The 18,188-nt window shown below is 55.7% G+C and carries 15 protein-coding genes and 1 tRNA gene; 10 read left to right on the top strand and 6 right to left on the bottom strand.

Annotated features, from left to right (window positions below; translation table 11 throughout):
- On the top strand, positions 1–202 hold a 202-nt coding region (locus ACW5W8_RS21315; protein WP_498630242.1), incomplete at its 5' end, for a hypothetical protein.
- Between the two features lie 136 nt (positions 203–338).
- Here ACW5W8_RS21315 and ACW5W8_RS21310 read toward each other — a convergent pair.
- The 4 genes from ACW5W8_RS21310 to ACW5W8_RS21295 all read right to left on the bottom strand — a co-directional run bounded on the left by ACW5W8_RS21310 (position 339) and on the right by ACW5W8_RS21295 (position 4,867).
- On the bottom strand, positions 339–2,270 hold the full coding sequence (locus ACW5W8_RS21310; protein ID WP_498630240.1) for a putative bifunctional diguanylate cyclase/phosphodiesterase: 1,932 nt from the start codon (positions 2,268–2,270) through the stop codon (positions 339–341).
- Positions 2,271–2,293: 23 nt separating this feature from the next.
- Positions 2,294–2,794 (bottom strand): putative pterin-binding protein, encoded by a 501-nt coding sequence (locus ACW5W8_RS21305; protein WP_498630238.1) that lies wholly within the window; start codon positions 2,792–2,794, stop codon positions 2,294–2,296.
- Positions 2,795–2,895: 101 nt separating this feature from the next.
- Positions 2,896–4,530 carry a chaperonin GroEL gene (groL, locus tag ACW5W8_RS21300; protein WP_498630236.1) on the bottom strand — a complete coding sequence of 545 codons (1,635 nt, stop codon included), beginning with the start codon at positions 4,528–4,530 and terminating at the stop codon, positions 2,896–2,898.
- Positions 4,531–4,573: 43 nt separating this feature from the next.
- On the bottom strand, positions 4,574–4,867 hold the full coding sequence (locus tag ACW5W8_RS21295) for a co-chaperone GroES (RefSeq protein ID WP_005340573.1): 294 nt from the start codon (positions 4,865–4,867) through the stop codon (positions 4,574–4,576).
- Positions 4,868–5,127: 260 nt separating this feature from the next.
- Here ACW5W8_RS21295 and ACW5W8_RS21290 point away from each other — a divergent pair, with 260 nt between their 5' ends.
- A complete protein-coding gene (locus ACW5W8_RS21290) occupies positions 5,128–6,462 on the top strand; it encodes an MATE family efflux transporter (protein WP_233267795.1) in 1,335 nt (444 codons plus the stop codon).
- A gap of 34 nt (positions 6,463–6,496) precedes the next feature.
- Here the strand turns inward: ACW5W8_RS21290 and ACW5W8_RS21285 are convergent, their stop codons facing one another.
- Positions 6,497–6,973, bottom strand: coding sequence for an FxsA family protein (locus ACW5W8_RS21285; RefSeq protein ID WP_498630234.1), 477 nt, complete (start codon positions 6,971–6,973; stop codon positions 6,497–6,499).
- A gap of 442 nt (positions 6,974–7,415) precedes the next feature.
- On the opposite strand from ACW5W8_RS21285, the gene aspA reads away from it, so the two are divergent.
- A complete protein-coding gene (gene aspA / locus ACW5W8_RS21280; RefSeq protein ID WP_498630232.1) occupies positions 7,416–8,858 on the top strand; it encodes an aspartate ammonia-lyase in 1,443 nt (480 codons plus the stop codon).
- A gap of 126 nt (positions 8,859–8,984) precedes the next feature.
- Positions 8,985–10,304: an anaerobic C4-dicarboxylate transporter gene (locus tag ACW5W8_RS21275; RefSeq protein WP_498630230.1), complete on the top strand. Its 1,320-nt coding sequence runs from the start codon at positions 8,985–8,987 to the stop codon at positions 10,302–10,304.
- A gap of 243 nt (positions 10,305–10,547) precedes the next feature.
- Here the strand turns inward: ACW5W8_RS21275 and tsaD are convergent, their stop codons facing one another.
- Positions 10,548–11,561 (bottom strand): tRNA (adenosine(37)-N6)-threonylcarbamoyltransferase complex transferase subunit TsaD, encoded by a 1,014-nt coding sequence (gene tsaD / locus ACW5W8_RS21270; RefSeq protein ID WP_498630228.1) that lies wholly within the window; start codon positions 11,559–11,561, stop codon positions 10,548–10,550.
- A 179-nt stretch (positions 11,562–11,740) separates the two neighbouring features.
- On the opposite strand from tsaD, the gene rpsU reads away from it, so the two are divergent.
- The 6 genes from rpsU to ACW5W8_RS21240 all read left to right on the top strand — a co-directional run bounded on the left by rpsU (position 11,741) and on the right by ACW5W8_RS21240 (position 18,079).
- Positions 11,741–11,956: a 30S ribosomal protein S21 gene (rpsU, locus tag ACW5W8_RS21265; protein ID WP_005309452.1), complete on the top strand. Its 216-nt coding sequence runs from the start codon at positions 11,741–11,743 to the stop codon at positions 11,954–11,956.
- Positions 11,957–11,971: 15 nt separating this feature from the next.
- Positions 11,972–12,415: a GatB/YqeY domain-containing protein gene (locus ACW5W8_RS21260; protein WP_005349081.1), complete on the top strand. Its 444-nt coding sequence runs from the start codon at positions 11,972–11,974 to the stop codon at positions 12,413–12,415.
- 88 nt (positions 12,416–12,503) lie between these two features.
- Positions 12,504–14,291 (top strand): DNA primase, encoded by a 1,788-nt coding sequence (gene dnaG, locus ACW5W8_RS21255; protein ID WP_498630225.1) that lies wholly within the window; start codon positions 12,504–12,506, stop codon positions 14,289–14,291.
- A 183-nt stretch (positions 14,292–14,474) separates the two neighbouring features.
- Complete coding sequence (rpoD, locus tag ACW5W8_RS21250; RefSeq protein WP_498630244.1) at positions 14,475–16,370, top strand: RNA polymerase sigma factor RpoD; 1,896 nt, start codon at positions 14,475–14,477, stop codon at positions 16,368–16,370.
- A 187-nt stretch (positions 16,371–16,557) separates the two neighbouring features.
- A tRNA-Ile gene (locus ACW5W8_RS21245) sits at positions 16,558–16,634 on the top strand.
- 173 nt (positions 16,635–16,807) lie between these two features.
- Complete coding sequence (locus ACW5W8_RS21240; protein ID WP_498630223.1) at positions 16,808–18,079, top strand: integrase domain-containing protein; 1,272 nt, start codon at positions 16,808–16,810, stop codon at positions 18,077–18,079.
- The last annotated feature ends 109 nt before the right edge of the window (positions 18,080–18,188 follow it).

Genomic DNA, 18,188 nt, shown 5'->3' with positions numbered 1-18,188 from the left:
GTTTTTGATGTTCGATGCTGTGAGTGCCCACACAGATTGCTTGATTCAAATTGTTAAAGAGCGACGCAACAGTTCGTTGCTGCGGGAGTGGCATTCTACTCAACCGCCTTCTCGAGTCAAGCCTTATTTGCAAAGGCTTTTCGAGGTTATCGACGAGGTTGTTTGCGTTGCCGCTTGCCCTGTCGATGGAGGCGCATTATAGGGAACAGATTCTTTCTGGCAAGACTAAATTGCATGTTTTTTTGATAAAACCGCACAACCGTTCAAACAACAAACAAAATGAAGAAAGTTCGAGCTAAATCACACATTCTGGAGGCAGATGACAGGCAAGCTCCCTCTCAACTCATATAAGCCATTTCGGATTGTTGACGCGCCAGCCAAAGCTCCTCCATCTCCAACAAGGTCTGATAGATTTTCTCCGCCTGTTCCGGTCGGCTGAACAGATAGCCCTGTCCATACAAGTGGATATCGGTCAGGGATCGCAGCACATCCAGTTGGGCCTGTGTCTCAATTCCTTCACACACCAGACTCTTGCCCAGCATCGACCCCATCCGGCAAATATTGGCGACCAGTTCGGATGCCTCCATTGAAGTGTCAATGCCCTGTATAAAGGAGCGGTCGATCTTCACTTTGCTGACCGGTAACTTTTGCAGATAACTCAAAGATGAATAACCGGTACCAAAATCGTCCAGAGCCAACAGAACACCCTGCTGATTGAGATCCTGCATCAGTTGCAGCGAGTTCTTCACTTCACGCATGGTGGTATCTTCCGTGACCTCCAGGACCAGGCTACGGGCAGGCAGGTGGTGCTCCATCAATGCCTTGGCCACCAGTTTGAGCAAATTGCGCTGATACATGCCAGGCGAGATATTCACGCACATCTGTAGATCAACCATACCAAGCTGGTGCCACTGATAGAGCTGCTCGCAAGCGGTGTTCAGCACCCAGCTGCCCACCCGTTCGGCAAGCTGGAACTCTTCTGCCACCATGATCACTTCGTTTGGCGGAATGAAGCCGAGCTCCGGATGCCGCCAGCGCAGCAGAGCCTCGACAGCTTCGCAGCGGCCACTCTCGAGATTGACGATGGGTTGGTAATAGAGCTCCAGCGCATTGTGTTCCAGCGCCATGATCATGTCCGAGGCCAGATGTTTGCGGCGCGCAGTTTCATTTAATAGGGAATTATCGTAAATCACATAGGGGACATGGGTCTTGCGACTATGAAATAGCGCCTGTTCCGCACGACTCAACAGCTCCTGAGTCTTGTCACTGTCCATCGGATAGAAGGCAATCCCGATCCCGACTTCGAGCCGGAAGGGATAGTTGTCATAGACGATATCTTGCTTCAGCGCATGCAGCAGCCGTGCTATCAACTCCCTGACCTGACGCAAATCACTGCTGCCACGCTGAATAATGGCAAATTGATCCCCCCCCAGACGTCCGCTCCACTCGTTCTCTTCACAGAGCACCCGGATCCGGGTGGCAAACTCACTGAGCAGATAATCACCGGTGTCATAGCCAAACTTGCTGTTGATATCCCTGAAGTCGTTGATATCGACCAGCACCAGTCCGAACGGTACTTCTTGAGTGGCGTATAACTCCATCCGCTCCAGCAAGGCAACCCGATTGGACAACCCGGTCAGCGGATCCCGTCTGGCCACTCTGAAATGACGGCGCCCTTCATATATAAGCAGCATGCTGAGCAGCAGCACCGAGACAACCAGACCGGAGACCATCAACAGCAGGGCATTACGCAGCTGACCAAAATAGCGGTCGTTCTCGGAATAAATGTTGATGTTCTTCTGCATAACGGAGGCAAGGGAGTAGGAAAGCGGCTCTTGCAGCGGGGCAAGGCGCATCATTATCTGCTGATAGTCAGATGCCCCGCTTTGCAACTGGGTGATCTCGGGCTCTATTTGGCGAATATTGGTTTCAATCAGCTGCACCAGACGCAAGGTTTTCTGCTTGTCCTGCATGCTCTTGCGCAGCTGGCCGCTCAACAGGATGGGCGTTCTGCTCCAGAGAATGTCATAACGCAGCATCAAGGTGTCATGATCAATCCCGCCATAGTGATAGACCTCTACCGCATTGAGAAAACGTCCGAGCTCCAGCTGCAATTGCATCAGCGCCCAAGAGACATCGTAGGTGTATTTTTCCATAGCCCTGGTCGCATTCTGGATCTGCATCAGGCAATAGAGGGTGCTCCCGGTAAACGACAGGATGGATACATACAGAATGACGAGCAGTGGCCACGCCCTGGTCTTTCCTTTCACCCCATGCTCCCGTGACATTTTTATCAGTGTTGAATGTCTATCAAATCCAGCTGCCAGATCATCATGTCGGTATATTCAGAGCGCTTCAATTCCGGATATTGATCTAGAGGCAGCATAAACCAGATTGGTCCCTTGTCGCGCACCCTCATGACGACGCCATTGTCTTCCCACGCAAGTATAGGGTCGTATTTGGCAACCTTGTCCCATTCAATGTGGATCTGGAAACTGTTCAGCGCCGTCAACGTAATGGTCTTGCCATCCGCGCCGACGGCAGCCAATACATCGGCCAGTTTTGGGCCTCTGTAGGCATGCGGCTTATCCACCCACGGGTTGCCGGTCACTATCTCATGTTGCGGCAGCGCCTGCAGTTTGGCCAGATCAAACAACACCTTGCCATCAACTTCGTCTGCCGACCTGATGTTGCCACCCACTTTCAGGATCACCGGCCCAGTCAGCGCCTCAGCAGCCATCACCGGCATGATGGCCAATGAACACAGTAGTGTCAGCCAACCAAACATTTTCATATCGCCCCCATATTTGCTGTCTCAACAGACTCAGTTTAGCCAGATATAAAAAAACGGCTCGCCTTGAGCGAGCCGTTTGTCAAACAGAGCAAGGAGGATGATTACATCATGCCCATGCCACCCATGCCGCCCATGTCAGGCATGGCAGGGGTATCTTTCTTCGGCAGTTCGGTGACCATGCACTCGGTGGTGATCATCAGACCGGCGATGGAAGAGGCAAACTGCAGGGCAGAACGGGTCACCTTGGTCGGATCCAGGATACCCATGACCAGCATGTCGCCATACTGCTCGGTGTAAGCGTTGTAACCGAAGTTACCTTCACCGTTCTTCACCGCGTTGGCAATGACAGAGGCTTCTTCACCAGCGTTGATCACGATCTGGCGCAGCGGGGCTTCCATGGCGCGCAGTGCAACCTTGATACCCACGTTCTGGTCTTCGTTATCACCACGCAGGCCAGTCAGCTTGGCAGCTACGCGCACCAGCGCTACACCACCACCGGCAACCACACCTTCTTCAACAGCGGCGCGGGTAGCGTGCAGGGCATCTTCCACGCGGGCTTTCTTCTCTTTCATCTCGACTTCGGTGGCAGCACCAACCTTGATCACGGCAACACCGCCAGCCAGCTTGGCTACGCGCTCTTGCAGCTTCTCACGGTCGTAATCGGAAGAGGTCTCTTCGATCTGCTGACGGATCTGGGCAACACGGCCTTCGATCACACCGGCATCGCCCACGCCATCGATGATGGTGGTGTTCTCTTTGGTGATGACGATGCGCTTGGCACGACCCAGATCTTCCAGAGTCGCTTTTTCCAGTTCCATGCCAACTTCTTCGGAGATAACGGTACCACCAGTCAGTACGGCGATATCCTGCAGCATGGCTTTGCGACGGTCACCGAAGCCCGGCGCCTTGACGGCAGCCACTTTCACGATACCGCGCATGGTGTTGACCACCAGAGTAGCCAGGGCTTCGCCCTCTACGTCTTCGGCAACGATCAGCAGCGGTTTGCCCGCTTTGGCAACACCTTCCAGCACCGGCAGCATTTCGCGGATGTTGGAGACTTTCTTGTCAACCAGCAGGATGAACGGGTCGTCCAGCTCGACAGAACCGGTCTCTTGCTTGTTGATGAAGTAGGGGGACAGGTAGCCACGGTCGAACTGCATACCTTCAACAACTGCCAGCTCATCTTCCAGACCCTGACCATCTTCAACAGTGATGACGCCATCGCGACCCACTTTGTCCATGGCTTCAGCAATCAGCTTGCCCACTTTCTCGTCGGAGTTAGCGGAGATGGTGCCCACCTGAGCAATGGCATTGCTGTCAGCGCACGGCTGGGACAGTGCTTGCAGTTCAGCAACAGCAGCCACAACGGCCTTGTCGATACCGCGCTTCAGATCCATCGGGTTCATACCGGCGGCAACGGCTTTCAGACCTTCGTTGACGATAGCCTGAGCCAGAACGGTTGCAGTAGTGGTACCGTCACCGGCGGCATCGTTCGCCTTGGAAGCCACTTCCTTGACCATCTGGGCGCCCATGTTCTGGAACTTGTCTTCCAGCTCGATCTCGCGCGCAACGGACACACCATCTTTGGTGATGGTCGGGGCGCCGAAGGACTTGTCCAGCACCACGTTGCGGCCTTTCGGGCCCAGAGTCACCTTGACGGCATCAGCCAGGATGTTTACGCCTTCCAGCATCTTGATGCGGGCTTCGTTACCAAACTTAACGTCTTTAGCTGCCATTTTTCTTCAATCCTTAAATCAATTCGGGGAAAAGGAGGATGGATTACTCTTCGACAATCGCCAGGATGTCGGTTTCGGAGAGGATCAGGACGTCCTGACCATCCAGCTTCTCGGTCTTCACACCGTAGCCTTCGTTGAAGATAACCTTGTCACCAACCTTCACGGCCAGCGCTTTGACTTCGCCATTATCCAGGATGCGACCAGTCCCCACGGCAAGCACTTCACCACGGGTGGACTTCTGGGCCGCAGTACCAGTCAAGACGATACCGCCGGCAGATTTGGCTTCAGCTTCGATGCGCTTGATGATGACGCGGTCGTGCAGTGGACGAATTTTCATCGATAACTCTCCCAAAATGAGTCTCATTGTTGCTTTGAGGAATGGCCGTTCCAGGCCAAATTAGATATGTCCCTGATGTGGGGCAGAGTTGCTAACCCTTCAAGGGCAAATACAAAAAAAATTTTTTCACGTACTATAAACATCTTCGATGGTTCAGCCATGTCCGCACTCTGGAGCAAGGTCGGTTCAAGCCGCCCGGTTTCCATGCCAGAACCTTCAAAGCCAGCTGTAGAGACGAGCCCTTGACCCGCACCAACCCCATGCTGACAGCCCCTATTCCGGTCGTACTGCGCCAGATGACGGGCCCCATGATCTTCGGCATCATCGCCATTCTGGCCTTCAATCTGGTCGATACCTTTTTTATCGGTATGCTGGGAACCGAAGCTCTGGCCGCCATCAGTTTTACCTTTCCCGTCACTTTTGTGGTTACCTCGCTGGCGATGGGATTGGGCGCCGGATTGTCAGCGGTGATCGGTCATACCCTGGGGCAGGGCAAACACGATGAGGCCGCCCATCTCGCCACCGACAGCCTGTTTCTGGCGGTGATCATGGTGGCCCTGCTCTCCGCGGGGGGAGCTCTCACCATCAAGCCTCTGTTTACCCTGTTGGGCGCCAGTGCCGAGCTTATCTCCCTCATCCATGACTACATGCTGATCTGGTATCTCACCGTCCCCATGCTGGTGCTGCCCATGGTGGGCAATGCCGCCATCCGGGCGACCGGCGATACCAAAACCCCCAGTCTGGTGATGGCAGTAGCCGGGCTGGTCAACGGGGTACTGGATCCTCTGTTGATCTTCGGTATCGGCCCCTTTCCCGAATGGGGGATCCGCGGGGCCGCCATCGCCACCTCTATCTCCTGGTTGATGGCGATGCTTGTCAGCCTCTATATCCTGCGTCATCGGGAGGGTTTGCTGCTGTGGCGCCTCTCGCCGCGGGCTCGGTTGCTGACCCACTGGCGGGCGCTGCTCCATGTCGCCGTCCCCGCCTCTTTTACCAATATGCTCAACCCGCTGGCCAACGCAGTACTGATGACGATTTTCGCCGGTCTGGGTACAGAAGTGGTGGCGGCTTACGGCGCCGCGTCGCGGGTCGAGGCACTGCTGCTGATTGTGATGATGGCCCTCGCCTCCGTACTGGCTCCTTTCATCTCGCAAAACTGCGGCGCTGGCAATCCTGCCCGCGCCAAGGCTGCACTACAAAGCTGCATGGGGTTTGCGTTGCTGTTCCAGCTCGCCATCTATGGCCTGACCTGGCTACTGGCGCCACTCATCGCCAACCTGTTCAGCGATCATCCGCAGGTCATTCGCCTCATCATTCTCTATCTGCATCTGGTGCCGATCGGTTACGGCTTTCAGGGCATGGTGATGCTGTTGGCCTCGGCACTCAATGGCGTGCGAGCATCCAGTATCTCGTTTTTGTTCAACGGATTGCGGCTGTTTGGTTTTCTGTTGCCAGGAGCCTGGCTGGGGGCAAAGCTGGGAGGAGAACAGGGGATATATCTGGGGATACTGCTGGCCAATCTGGCGGCGGGCACCCTCGCATGGTGGTATGCCCGACACCGCTTCGAGGCCTTGTGCCATCAGGGCAAACCCTGATTCCGTCACTCGCCTCGGGTTTTCGTCTCGTCGATTACTCTTTACGCTCAAATTCGCCTTCGATGGTGGTGCCGCCCTGCTTGGCGTTCCCCAGATGATCATCGGATGGTGCGCTGCCAAACGGCGATTGAGTACGCTGGCCCCCCCCCATCTGCATCCGAAACTGGCTGCTGCCGATCAGCTTGTCAGCCAGTTTGTTGCGCAGCCAAGGTTGCAGCAACAGCACACCGAAAATGTCGGTCACAAAACCCGGGATAATCAGCAGCAAACCGGCCAGCGCCAGCATCATGCCCCCCATTACCTCGCGGCCCGGCATCTCGCCCATCTGCATCTTTTGCTGGGCGCTGAACAGGGTCTTGATCCCTTCACTGCGCACCAGCGAGGAGCCCAATACCGCGGTCAGTATGAGCAAGCCGACAGTCGGCAGCGCCCCGATTACCGAGCCGACCTCGATCATCACGGTGAGTTCCAGTACAACCAGACCCACCAACAACAAAAACAACTTGCCCATATCCACTCCAACACCGGTAAATTAAGAAAAAGTGGCGCCAATCCAACGATGGTCAGAGGCGATTTTGCCGCCCCGTCATCACCACTTTCTGCCCTGAATAAATGGGGGCAGCCCCCCTCTTTTCAAGTTATTCAACTGACTCCTACGCCATCAGCAATCTAAAAAACCAGCAAAAAATCACAAAAATTTATAAAAATCATCATGATAAAAACTTCATAACATATGTGTACTTTCTTCAAAGTAATTTGAAAATGTCTCAAATTTAGTGATCCACCTCTAATAACCGATACCTCAATTGGAGTAGCATATTACCTAGTTTTTCGGGAGGTCATCCTCCCTACCGCCCCACTCGATGTGTGGTGCTTCAGGATGAGCTGTGCGCAAGGAACTCGCGACCACTCGGTGAGGATTTTTCCATTTATCTGATTTCTGAGGCATTACAATGAGCGACATCAAGAACGTCCGCATTGAAGAAGACCTGCTGGGCACTAAAGAAGTTTCCAATGATCTCTACTACGGTGTGCACACCCTGCGCGCTGTCGAGAACTTCAAGATCAGCTCTCAGAAGATTTCTGACGTTCCGGAATTCGTCCGCGGTATGGTTCTGACCAAGAAGGCCGCTGCGCTGGCAAACGGCGAACTGGGTACCATCCGTCCTGAAATTGCTGACAAGATCGTAGAAGCCTGCGACCTGATGCTGAACACCGGCAAATGCTTCGACCAGTTCCCGGTCGACGTTTACCAGGGTGGTGCCGGCACCTCTGTCAACATGAACACCAACGAAGTACTGGCCAACATCGCCCTGGAAATCATGGGTCTGGAGAAAGGCCGTTACGACGTCATCAACCCTAACGACCACGTCAACAAGTGCCAGTCCACCAACGATGCCTACCCGACCGGTTTCCGCGTAGCGGTAGTCAACAGCACCGATGTGACCCTGCACGCACTGGAGCACCTGATCGCCGCTTTCGACGTCAAGGCTAACGAGTTCAAGAAGATCCTGAAGATGGGCCGTACCCAGCTGCAGGACGCCGTGCCGATGACCCTGGGTCAGGAGTTCCACGCGTTCGCCGTCACCCTGCGCGAAGAGATCAAATCCATCAAGCGTTGCCAGGAGCTGCTGCTGGAAGTGAACCTGGGCGCTACCGCCATCGGTACCGGTCTGAACACTCCGCCCGAGTACTCTGCGCTGGCCATCAAGCGTCTGGCAGAGATCACCGGCCGTGCCTATGTACCGGCTGAAGACCTGATCGAAGCGACCTCCGACTGCGGCGCCTACGTCATGCTGCACGGCGCCATCAAGCGTCTGGCCATGAAGCTGTCCAAGATCTGTAATGACCTGCGTCTGCTCTCCTCCGGCCCGCGCACTGCCCTGAAAGAGATCAACCTGCCGGAAATGCAGGCTGGTTCCTCCATCATGCCGGCCAAGGTCAACCCGGTTATCCCGGAAGTGGTCAACCAGTCCTGCTTCAAGGTATTCGGTAACGACATCACCATCACCTTCGCCGCCGAAGCCGGTCAGCTGCAGCTGAACGTCATGGAGCCGGTGATTGGTCAGGCAATGTTCGAATCCCTGAGCCTGATGGAAAAAGCCTGTATCTCCCTGCGCGAGAAGTGCGTGGAAGGTATCACCGCCAACCCGGAAATCTGCATGAACCACGTGCTGAACTCCATCGGTATCGTGACCTACCTGAACCCCTTCATCGGTCACCACGAAGGGGACATCGTTGGCAAGATCTGCGCCCAGACCGGCAAGAACGTACGCGAAGTCGTACTGGAGCGCGGCCTGCTGAGCGCCGAGCAGCTGGACGAAATCCTCTCCATCGAGAACCTGATGAACCCGCAATACAAAGCCAAGCGTTTCACCCGCGAAGCCACCGTATAAGCGAGTATGGGCCGGGATCTTCCCGGCCCATAAAGTCAGTTCCCGATTGGTCTTTATCCCCAGCCCGATCGGGAATTGGCTTTTTGCCAAATAAAAACCAAAAAACTAAAAAATGGAGTTATCGCTATGATTGGAATCGAGTTACTTGTCGTGCTCGCCGCTATCTATCTGGGGGCCCGGATAGGCAGCATCGGCATCGGCTTTGCCGGTGGTCTGGGGGTACTGGTATTGACGTGGGGTCTGGGCATGCCCATCCCGAGCGATCAACTGGTCAGCTACATCCCTTGGGATGTGATCATGATCATCGCGTCCGTCATCTGCGCCATCGCCTGTATGCAACTGGCTGGCGGGATGGACTATCTGGTTTCCCTGGCAGAGAAAGCGCTGCGCAAGAACCCCAAATACATCACCTTCGCCGCCCCGGTCGTCACCTATCTGATGACCATGCTGGCCGGTACCGGTCATACCGCCTTCTCCACCCTGCCGGTTATCGCTGAAGTGGCCAAAGAGCAAGGGATCCGCCCATCCCGTCCGCTCTCCATCGCGGTGGTCTCCTCCCAGATCGCCATCACAGCCTCCCCGATCTCTGCCGCTGTGGTTGCCTTCTCCGGCATGCTGGAGCCGTTTGGTGTTGACTACCTGACCCTGCTGGCCATCTGCATCCCTTCTACCTTCCTGGCCTGTATCCTGGGCGCCTTCATTGCCAACATGATGGGCAAACCGCTGGATCAGGACGAAGTCTATCTGGAGCGTAAAGCCAAGGGTCTGATCAAACTGCGTGGTACTACCAAGCTTGAGATCAAGCCATACGCCAAACTGTCGGTCTGGATCTTCATCGCCGCCATCGTTGCTGTCATGGCTTATGCCACCGCCATCTCCGGTAAAGTGGGCCTGATCACCAACCCGCCGATCCCCCGTGACGGCGCCATCATGGGCATTATGCTGGCCGCGGCCACCATCATGACCCTGGTGTGCAAACTGGACGCCACCCAGGTGACCAACATGCCGACCTTCAAGTCCGGTATGTCCGCCTGTATCTGCGTACTGGGTGTCGCTTGGCTGGGTAACGTCTTCGTGAAAGGCAACATGGACACCATCCAGCTGATCGCTGGCGACCTGCTGAACCAGTACTCCTGGCTGCTGGCCGTGGTGCTGTTCTTCGCTGCCATGCTGCTCTATTCACAAGGCGCCACCACCAAAGCACTGATGCCTGCCGCACTGGCACTGGGTGTCAGCCCGCTGACTGCGATTGCCTCTTTCGCGGCCGTAAGCGCCCTGTTCGTACTGCCGACCTACCCGACCCTGCTGGCCGCGGTAGAGATGGACGACACCGGCTCAACCCGTATCGGTAAAGCGGTGTTTAACCACCCCTTCTTCGTACCGGGCACCGCCACGATCGCCATCGCTGTGGCACTGGGCTTCTTCTTCGGCGGCATCCTGCTGTAATCACATCGCCTGCCGATCGCCAAACAAAAATCCCCGCCAACTGGCGGGGATTTTTTTATCTATTTACTCTGTGTTTTGCTGTCTGCCAGCAACAGACCAGACGTCTTATCCGGATGGCTCAACCACGGCGACAGCAGCCAAAGCAACCGCGTGCCAGCAGCGCTATAACCGCCGCTGCCTGATTGCAGGAGCCGTAGGCCATCCTGATACTCACCACCGCGCCAGAAGGCGGGATCCTACGGATCAGACCGGATCCAGGGTATCCAGCGGCCAGCGAGGTACTGCCTTGACCGCCAGCGGCTCAAACACACCGGCTTTCAGGCGCTGCATACCGGCATAGGCAATCATCGCGCCGTTATCGGTGCAATACTCGGTGCGCGGATAGAACACCTCACCCTTGAGGCTCTCCATCAGCTCGGCCAGCTGAGTGCGCAAGTGACGGTTGGCACTGACGCCACCGGCAACCACCAGGCGCGTGAGACCGGTCTCTTTCAAGGCACGACGGCACTTGATGGCCAAGGTATCGACCACCGCATCTTCAAACGCCCGAGCGATATCGGCACGGGTCTGTTCATCATCACCATTGGCGGCGATGGTGTTGGCAGTGAAGGTCTTGAGGCCGGAGAAGCTCATGTCGAGCCCGGGACGGTCAGTCATGGGACGGGGGAAGTGGAAGCGCCCCTTAGTGCCCTTCTCGGCCAGACGGGAGAGCAGCGGACCACCCGGATAGTCCAGCCCCATCAGCTTGGCGGTCTTGTCGAACGCCTCGCCGGCAGCATCATCGATGGATTCCCCCAACAGCTGATAACTGCCGATGCCATCGACCCGCACCAGCATGGAGTGGCCACCGGAGACCAGCAGCGCCACGAAGGGGAACTCGGGGGCTTTCTCTTCCAGCATGGGAGCCAGCAGGTGGCCTTCCATATGGTGGACAGCGATAGCAGGCTTGTTCCATGCCATCGCCAGCGAACGACCAATAGTGGCGCCCACCAGAATGGCGCCAACCAGACCCGGCCCCGCGGTATACGCGATGCCGTCGATGTCATCTTTGCCCAGTCCCGCCTCTTGCAATGCGGCCTGGATCAACGGGATCGTCTTGCGAACATGATCCCGGCTGGCGAGTTCGGGGACGACGCCACCGTAGTCCGCATGCAGCTTGACCTGGCTATATAACTGATGGGAAAGGATCCCTTTTTGATCGTCGAAGATCGCGATCCCGGTTTCGTCACAGGATGTCTCTATGCCCAATACACGCATTGCTAAAAATTTTCACTGCTAAAATGAGACGGCTATGGTAACCTTCGCGGGTTTTTTAAACCAGAGCGATCTCTGCGGGTTTACTTTCATTCCCTGTCCAGAGTATAATTTCGCACCATTTTAAGACATGCTGATCGATTGAAGGTCAGCTAACAATTTATCACTGAGGTGAAAGGCACATGCCAGTAATCAAAGTCCGTGAAAATGAGCCGTTTGACGTTGCTCTGCGTCGTTTCAAGCGTTCTTGCGAAAAAGCCGGTATCCTGTCCGAAGTTCGTAGCCGTGAGTTCTACGAGAAGCCGACTACCATTCGTAAGCGCGCCAAAGCGTCTGCTGTCAAGCGTCACGCCAAGAAGCTGTCTCGCGAAAACGCACGTCGTATCCGCCTGTACTAATCGGGAGATATTGCCGTGTCTCTGAAGGATCAACTTAAGGATCAACAAAAACTCGCCATGCTTGCCAAAGATAAGGCACGTCTGGGAGCGATCCGCCTGTTGATGGCAGAAATCAAGCAACGTGAAGTCGATACCCGTATCGAGCTGAATGATGAGGATATCCTCGCTGTCGTGACCAAAATGGTTAAACAGCGCCGCGATTCCATCAGCCAATTTGAAGCTGCCGGTCGCCAGGATCTCGCCGACAAAGAGTCCGCCGAGATCGTTGTGTTGCAGGAATTCCTGCCGCAACAGCTGACCGCAGATGAAATTGCCGCTCTGATCGAGCAAGCCATCACTGAAAGTGGTGCTGCCGTCATGGCTGATATGGGCAAGGTCATGGCTGTCTTGAAGCCGAAAATTCAGGGGCGTGCCGATGTCGGCGCCGTCAGTGCTCAGGTGAAAACCCGCTTGGCGTAACAGGCAACTCTCTTGTTTGGTCGAAGAAGCCGTGCTTCCCTTGGAATGCGCGGCTTTTTTATTTTCTCCGCAATGAAACAGGACGGTTATGGCAGGCAGGATCCCCCAATCCTTTATCGACGATCTGCTCGTACGCACAGACATAGTCGAGCTGATCGACTCGCGAGTGCGGCTGAAAAAAGCCGGTAAGAACTACCAGGCTTGCTGCCCTTTTCATAACGAAAAAAGCCCCTCTTTTACCGTCAGCCAGGAGAAGCAGTTCTACCACTGTTTCGGTTGTGGCGCCCACGGCAACGCCATCGGCTTTGTCATGGAGTACGACGGTCTAGAATTTCCCGATGCCATCGAAGAGCTCGCCAGCATGCAGGGCATGCAGGTACCTCGCGAGCAGAGCATCGGCGGCTCGGCCAATAGCCAGCCCGCCGTAAGCAAGGATCTGTTCGAGCTGATGAACCAGATCGCCCGCTTCTACGAGAGCAACCTCAAGAGTGCTCCCCATGCGGTGGAGTACCTCAAAGGTCGCGGTCTGACTGGCGAAGTGGTCAAGCGCTTCAATATCGGCTATGCCCCCAGCGATTGGGATCAGGTGCGCCGCCGCTTTGGTTCCAGCCGGGATCACGAGCAGTTGCTTATCTCGGGCGGCATGCTGATCACCCGTGACAATGGCCCGGGCAGCTATGATCGTTTCCGCGATCGCATCATGTTCCCGATCCGCGACAAGCGTGGCCGGGTCATCGGTTTCGGTGGCCGGGTGCTGGGTGATGGCACCCCCAAGTACCTGAACTCGCCAGAGACCCCCATCTTCCATAAAGGGCGGGAGCTGTTCGGTCTCTACGAGGTGAAGCAGGCACACAAGGATCCACGCCGGATCCTGGTGGTGGAAGGCTACATGGATGTGGTGGCACTCGGTCAGTACGACATCGACTATGCGGTGGCGGCCCTGGGTACTGCAACGACCAGCGACCATATCCACACCCTGTTTCGCACCACCGCCGAGGTAGTCTGCTGCTACGACGGTGACAACGCCGGTCGTGAAGCCGCCTGGCGCGCGCTGGATAATGCCCTCTCTCATCTGCAGGATGGCCGCGAGCTGAAGTTCGTGTTCCTGCCCGATGGCGAGGATCCCGACTCGCTGGTACGCCAGATCGGCAAGGAGGGCTTTGAAGCCCTGCTCGATGAAGCCCAACCGTTCGCCGACTTCATGTTCGAGCGTCTCGGCCGGGATGCGGCGCTCTCCGGTGAGGCTGGCAAGTTCGAAGTGGCCAACAAGGCCGCCGAGCTTATTCGCCGCGTACCGGAAGGGTTTACCCGCGAAGGGTTGATCACCCGCCTCTCCAGCATGATGCGCTGGGGCGAGAACAAGCAACGGATCGCCGAACTGTTTGCCCGCAACAGTCAGCCCAAGGCCGAGGTCAACAAACCCAAGGCAGCCAAACTGACGCCACTACGGCGTGCGCTGGCACTGATGGTGCAATATCCGGCGGTAACGGCTGAACTTCCCCCCATGCCGGAATTGGCCGGACTACGCGTACAGGGCATCAAGTTCCTGCTGCAACTGCACCAGCAAATCCTGGCACAGCCCGGTATCACAACCGGTATCCTGCTGGAACACTGGCGTGGTACCAAGGAGGGAGAGATCCTTGCTCAGCTGGCCATGCACGACCTGTTCGAGGAGATCAAACTCGATCAGGAGCCGGATATTCTGGGAGAATTGCAGGACACCTTCGTCGGCTTCATCAACCAGTTTCTGAAACAGCGGATCGAAGAATTGCAGGCCAAAGTGGCTCAGGAAGGACTAAGCTCCGAAGAAACCCAAGAGCTGATGATGCTGATAAGAGAGGTGCAAATTGAGAAAAGAAATGAGAGTGGGGCTTGATATTTAAGTGATTAGTCCCAATATGGATAGCGTTGCCCGAATCGACGGGATGAAAAGCAAAAATTTTATAACCGCCTGGCCCCGACAATACTGCGGGCAGGGGTTTCTCATGACCGACGCCGCAACCAGACATAGCATGTCTGGCGGTTTTCTATTAGAATTGGCTATTTGCGCAGCAGCGCACTGTACGCGCAACCTAGCAACACCAACCGGATGAGTTCTATGGAGCAAACCCCGCAGTCTCAGCTTAAACTCCTCGTTGCCAAAGGTAAAGAACAGGGCTACCTGACCTATGCCGAGGTGAACGATCACCTCCCGCAAGACATTGTCGATTCAGACCAGATCGAAGACATCATTCAGATGATCAACGATATGGGCATTCAAGTGGTTGAAAACGCTCCGGATGCCGATGACCTTATCATGGCAGAAGGTGGTACCGCCGATGAGGACGCTGCCGAAGCAGCGGCCCAGGCTCTGGCATCTGTTGAATCTGAGATTGGTCGCACGACCGATCCCGTCCGCATGTACATGCGGGAAATGGGTACCGTCGAACTGCTGACCCGTGAAGGCGAAATCGACATCGCCAAACGGATCGAAGACGGTATCAACCAGGTACAAAGCTCCGTAGCCGAGTACCCTGAAGCAATTACTTACCTGCTCGAACAGTACGACAAGTACGAAGCCGAGCAGCTCCGTCTCTCTGACATCATCTCTGGCTTTGTTGACCCGAACGAAGCTGATGACATGGCACCTACCGCCACGCATATCGGTTCCGAACTCGGCGAAGACGACCTGGCCGACGAAGATGAAGAAGACGAAGAAGACGAAGACGAAGATGGCGACCGCTCTGACGACGATGGTGACGGTGGTCCGGATCCGGAAGTCGCTCGCGAGAAGTTTGGCGAACTGCGTGCCCTGTATGAAGTGACCCGCCTCTCCATTCAGAAGAATGGTCGCGCGCACGAAGATACCCAGGCCGCCATCGCCCAGCTGGCCGATGTATTCCGTCAATTCCGCCTGATGCCCAAGCAGTTCGATCGCCTGGTCAACAACATGCGCGAGATGATGGAGCGCGTCCGCGTGCAGGAACGCATCATCATGAAGCTCTGCGTGGAGCAGGCCAAGATGCCGAAGAAAACCTTCGTCGCGGCCTTCACCAACAACGAGTGTGAAACTGCCTGGTTTGAATACCAGAAGCAGGCTGGTAAAGCCTGGTCTCCCCGTCTGGTTGAAATGGACGAGGACATTCAGCGCGCCATCGGCAAGCTGCAGCAGATTGAAGAAGAGACCGGTCTGTCGATTGCCCAGATCAAGGATATCAACCGTCGCATGAGCATCGGTGAGGCCAAGGCCCGCCGTGCGAAGAAAGAGATGGTTGAGGCCAACTTGCGTCTGGTTATCTCTATCGCCAAGAAGTACACCAACCGCGGTCTGCAGTTCCTGGATCTGATCCAGGAGGGCAACATCGGTCTGATGAAGGCGGTAGACAAGTTTGAATACCGTCGTGGCTACAAGTTCTCGACCTATGCAACCTGGTGGATCCGTCAGGCCATTACCCGCTCCATCGCGGATCAGGCCCGTACCATCCGAATCCCGGTACACATGATCGAGACCATCAACAAGCTCAACCGTATCTCCCGTCAGATGCTGCAGGAGATGGGTCGCGAACCGAACCCGGAAGAGCTGGCCATGCGCATGGGTATGCCGGAAGACAAGATCCGCAAGGTACTGAAAATCGCCAAAGAGCCTATCTCCATGGAGACGCCCATCGGTGATGATGAAGATTCCCACTTGGGCGACTTTATCGAAGATACCACCCTGGCTCTGCCAGCGGATGCGGCGACCAGCGAAAGCCTGCGCAACGCCACCCGCGAAGTGCTGGCTGGCCTGACCGCCCGTGAAGCCAAGGTGCTGCGGATGCGTTTCGGTATCGACATGAACACTGACCACACCCTAGAGGAAGTGGGCAAACAGTTCGACGTCACCCGTGAGCGTATTCGTCAGATCGAAGCCAAGGCACTGCGTAAACTGCGCCACCCGAGCCGCTCGGAAGTGCTGCGCAGCTTCCTGGACGAATAGTCCTGACCCTGTGTCAAACTGCTCTGCCAAAGCCCCGCCATGCGGGGCTTTGTTTTGTCTGGCATTTACCCTCATGACCCGCTTTGCACCCTCTATCGACCTGGACAATTAGTCGCCAAGTGGTTGATATGCCTATAGACTGCCCTTTCCTCTTCCCCTATAATCCACGCCGCTAAATGCACAATTTGGCCCCTTAGCTCAGTTGGTCAGAGCAGTCGACTCATAATCGATTGGTCGTGGGTTCAAGTCCCCCAGGGGCCACCAAATTAAGTTCCGAGCTGGAACGACAAAGAACAGAAACCCGCACAGCGTAAGGCTTTGCGGGTTTTTTGTTGTCCACAACAGTCCGAGGGCGTCGTCAGAAACCAGTTAATTTAGTACCATCATTAGTACCACAAGCGTTGTGGTACTCAATTCAGTGGTACTAGGGGCATTGGATGGACAAGAAGACGCGCAGGACAGGGGCAAACTGGCTAACTGACCCCAAGGTGAAAAGTGCCAAGGCAGACGCCCAAGAAATAACCATGTCTGATGGCGAAGGACTGGAGTTAAGGCTTAAACCGAACGGTGGGAAGCGCTGGGTCTTCAAGTATCAGAGGCCTTCCGACAAAAAACGCACCAACATTGGCTTTGGCACCTACCCGGAAGTATCCCTTGCGGCAGCCCGTGAACTACGGCGAGAAGCCCGCGCCCTGCTGGCTGAAGGGATCGACCCCAAAATCCACAAAGAAGAACAGGCAGCGATTGCCCATGCCAAGCAAGAGGCCACCGCCAACACCTTTGAGCGCATGGCGCGTCAACTGATGGAGCTAAAGAGCCATCGGGTAAAGCCCAAGACAGCCCAAAAAGATTGGCGCATGCTTGAAATGTATGTGCTGCCCTTTATCGGCGAGATGCCCATTGACCAGATCCGCGCCCCCAAGGTGATCGAGATACTGCGCCCAGTGGAAGCATCCGGCATTCTTGATACCCTTCACCGCCTTTGCCGCCATATCAACGAGATCATGAGCTACTGCGTGAATCATGGTCTGCTGGAAGCAAATCCTTGCACCGATATCCGCAAAGTATTCAAAGCTCCCACCAAAACGAACATGCTGACTCTTCAACCGCATGAACTACCGCTTTTGATGGCTGATATCGCAAATGGCCGTATAGAGCACACTACTCGCCGCCAGATTGAATGGAGCCTTCATACTCTGGTTCGACCCGGTGAATCGGCAGGTACTCGCTGGGATGAAATCGACCTTGAGGCCAAAGTCTGGAATATCCCCGCAGACCGGATGAAGATGGTTCGTGCCCATCGGGTGCCACTCACCCCGCAAGCGATCGCCCTGCTAGAACAGATGAGGCCAATCAGCGGCCACCGCCCTTTTGTCTTCCCCGGCCTTCGTAATCCAATGACCCATATCAACGATCAGACCGCCAACGCGGCCTTAAGGCGACTGGGGTATGGCGGGAGGCTGGTGGCCCACGGCCTGCGCTCACTGGGCAGCACCACGCTGAACGAACAGGGTTTTAACCCAGATGCCATAGAGGCGGCACTGTCCCACGCCGATGAGAACGAGATCCGCCGCGCCTATAACAGCTCTGACTACTTCAAACAGCGGCAAATCATGATGGAGTGGTGGAGCAACCACATAGAACAGGCTAGCCAAGGGAATCTCTCCCTGGCTAGCGGTTTTCAAGCATTAAAGGTGGTGGGTGAGTAGCCCGTATCTGACAAATTGCTGAGGTGTCCTGACAAGATCGGACAGTCCCGGATCAAGCAGCCTGAGCAGTTCTCCAATACCTCTTGTTAAACTCCGCCGGGCTGACATT

Source organism: Aeromonas aquatilis (assembly GCF_054052405.1).
This window is presented reverse-complemented; position numbering and strand designations above follow the sequence as displayed.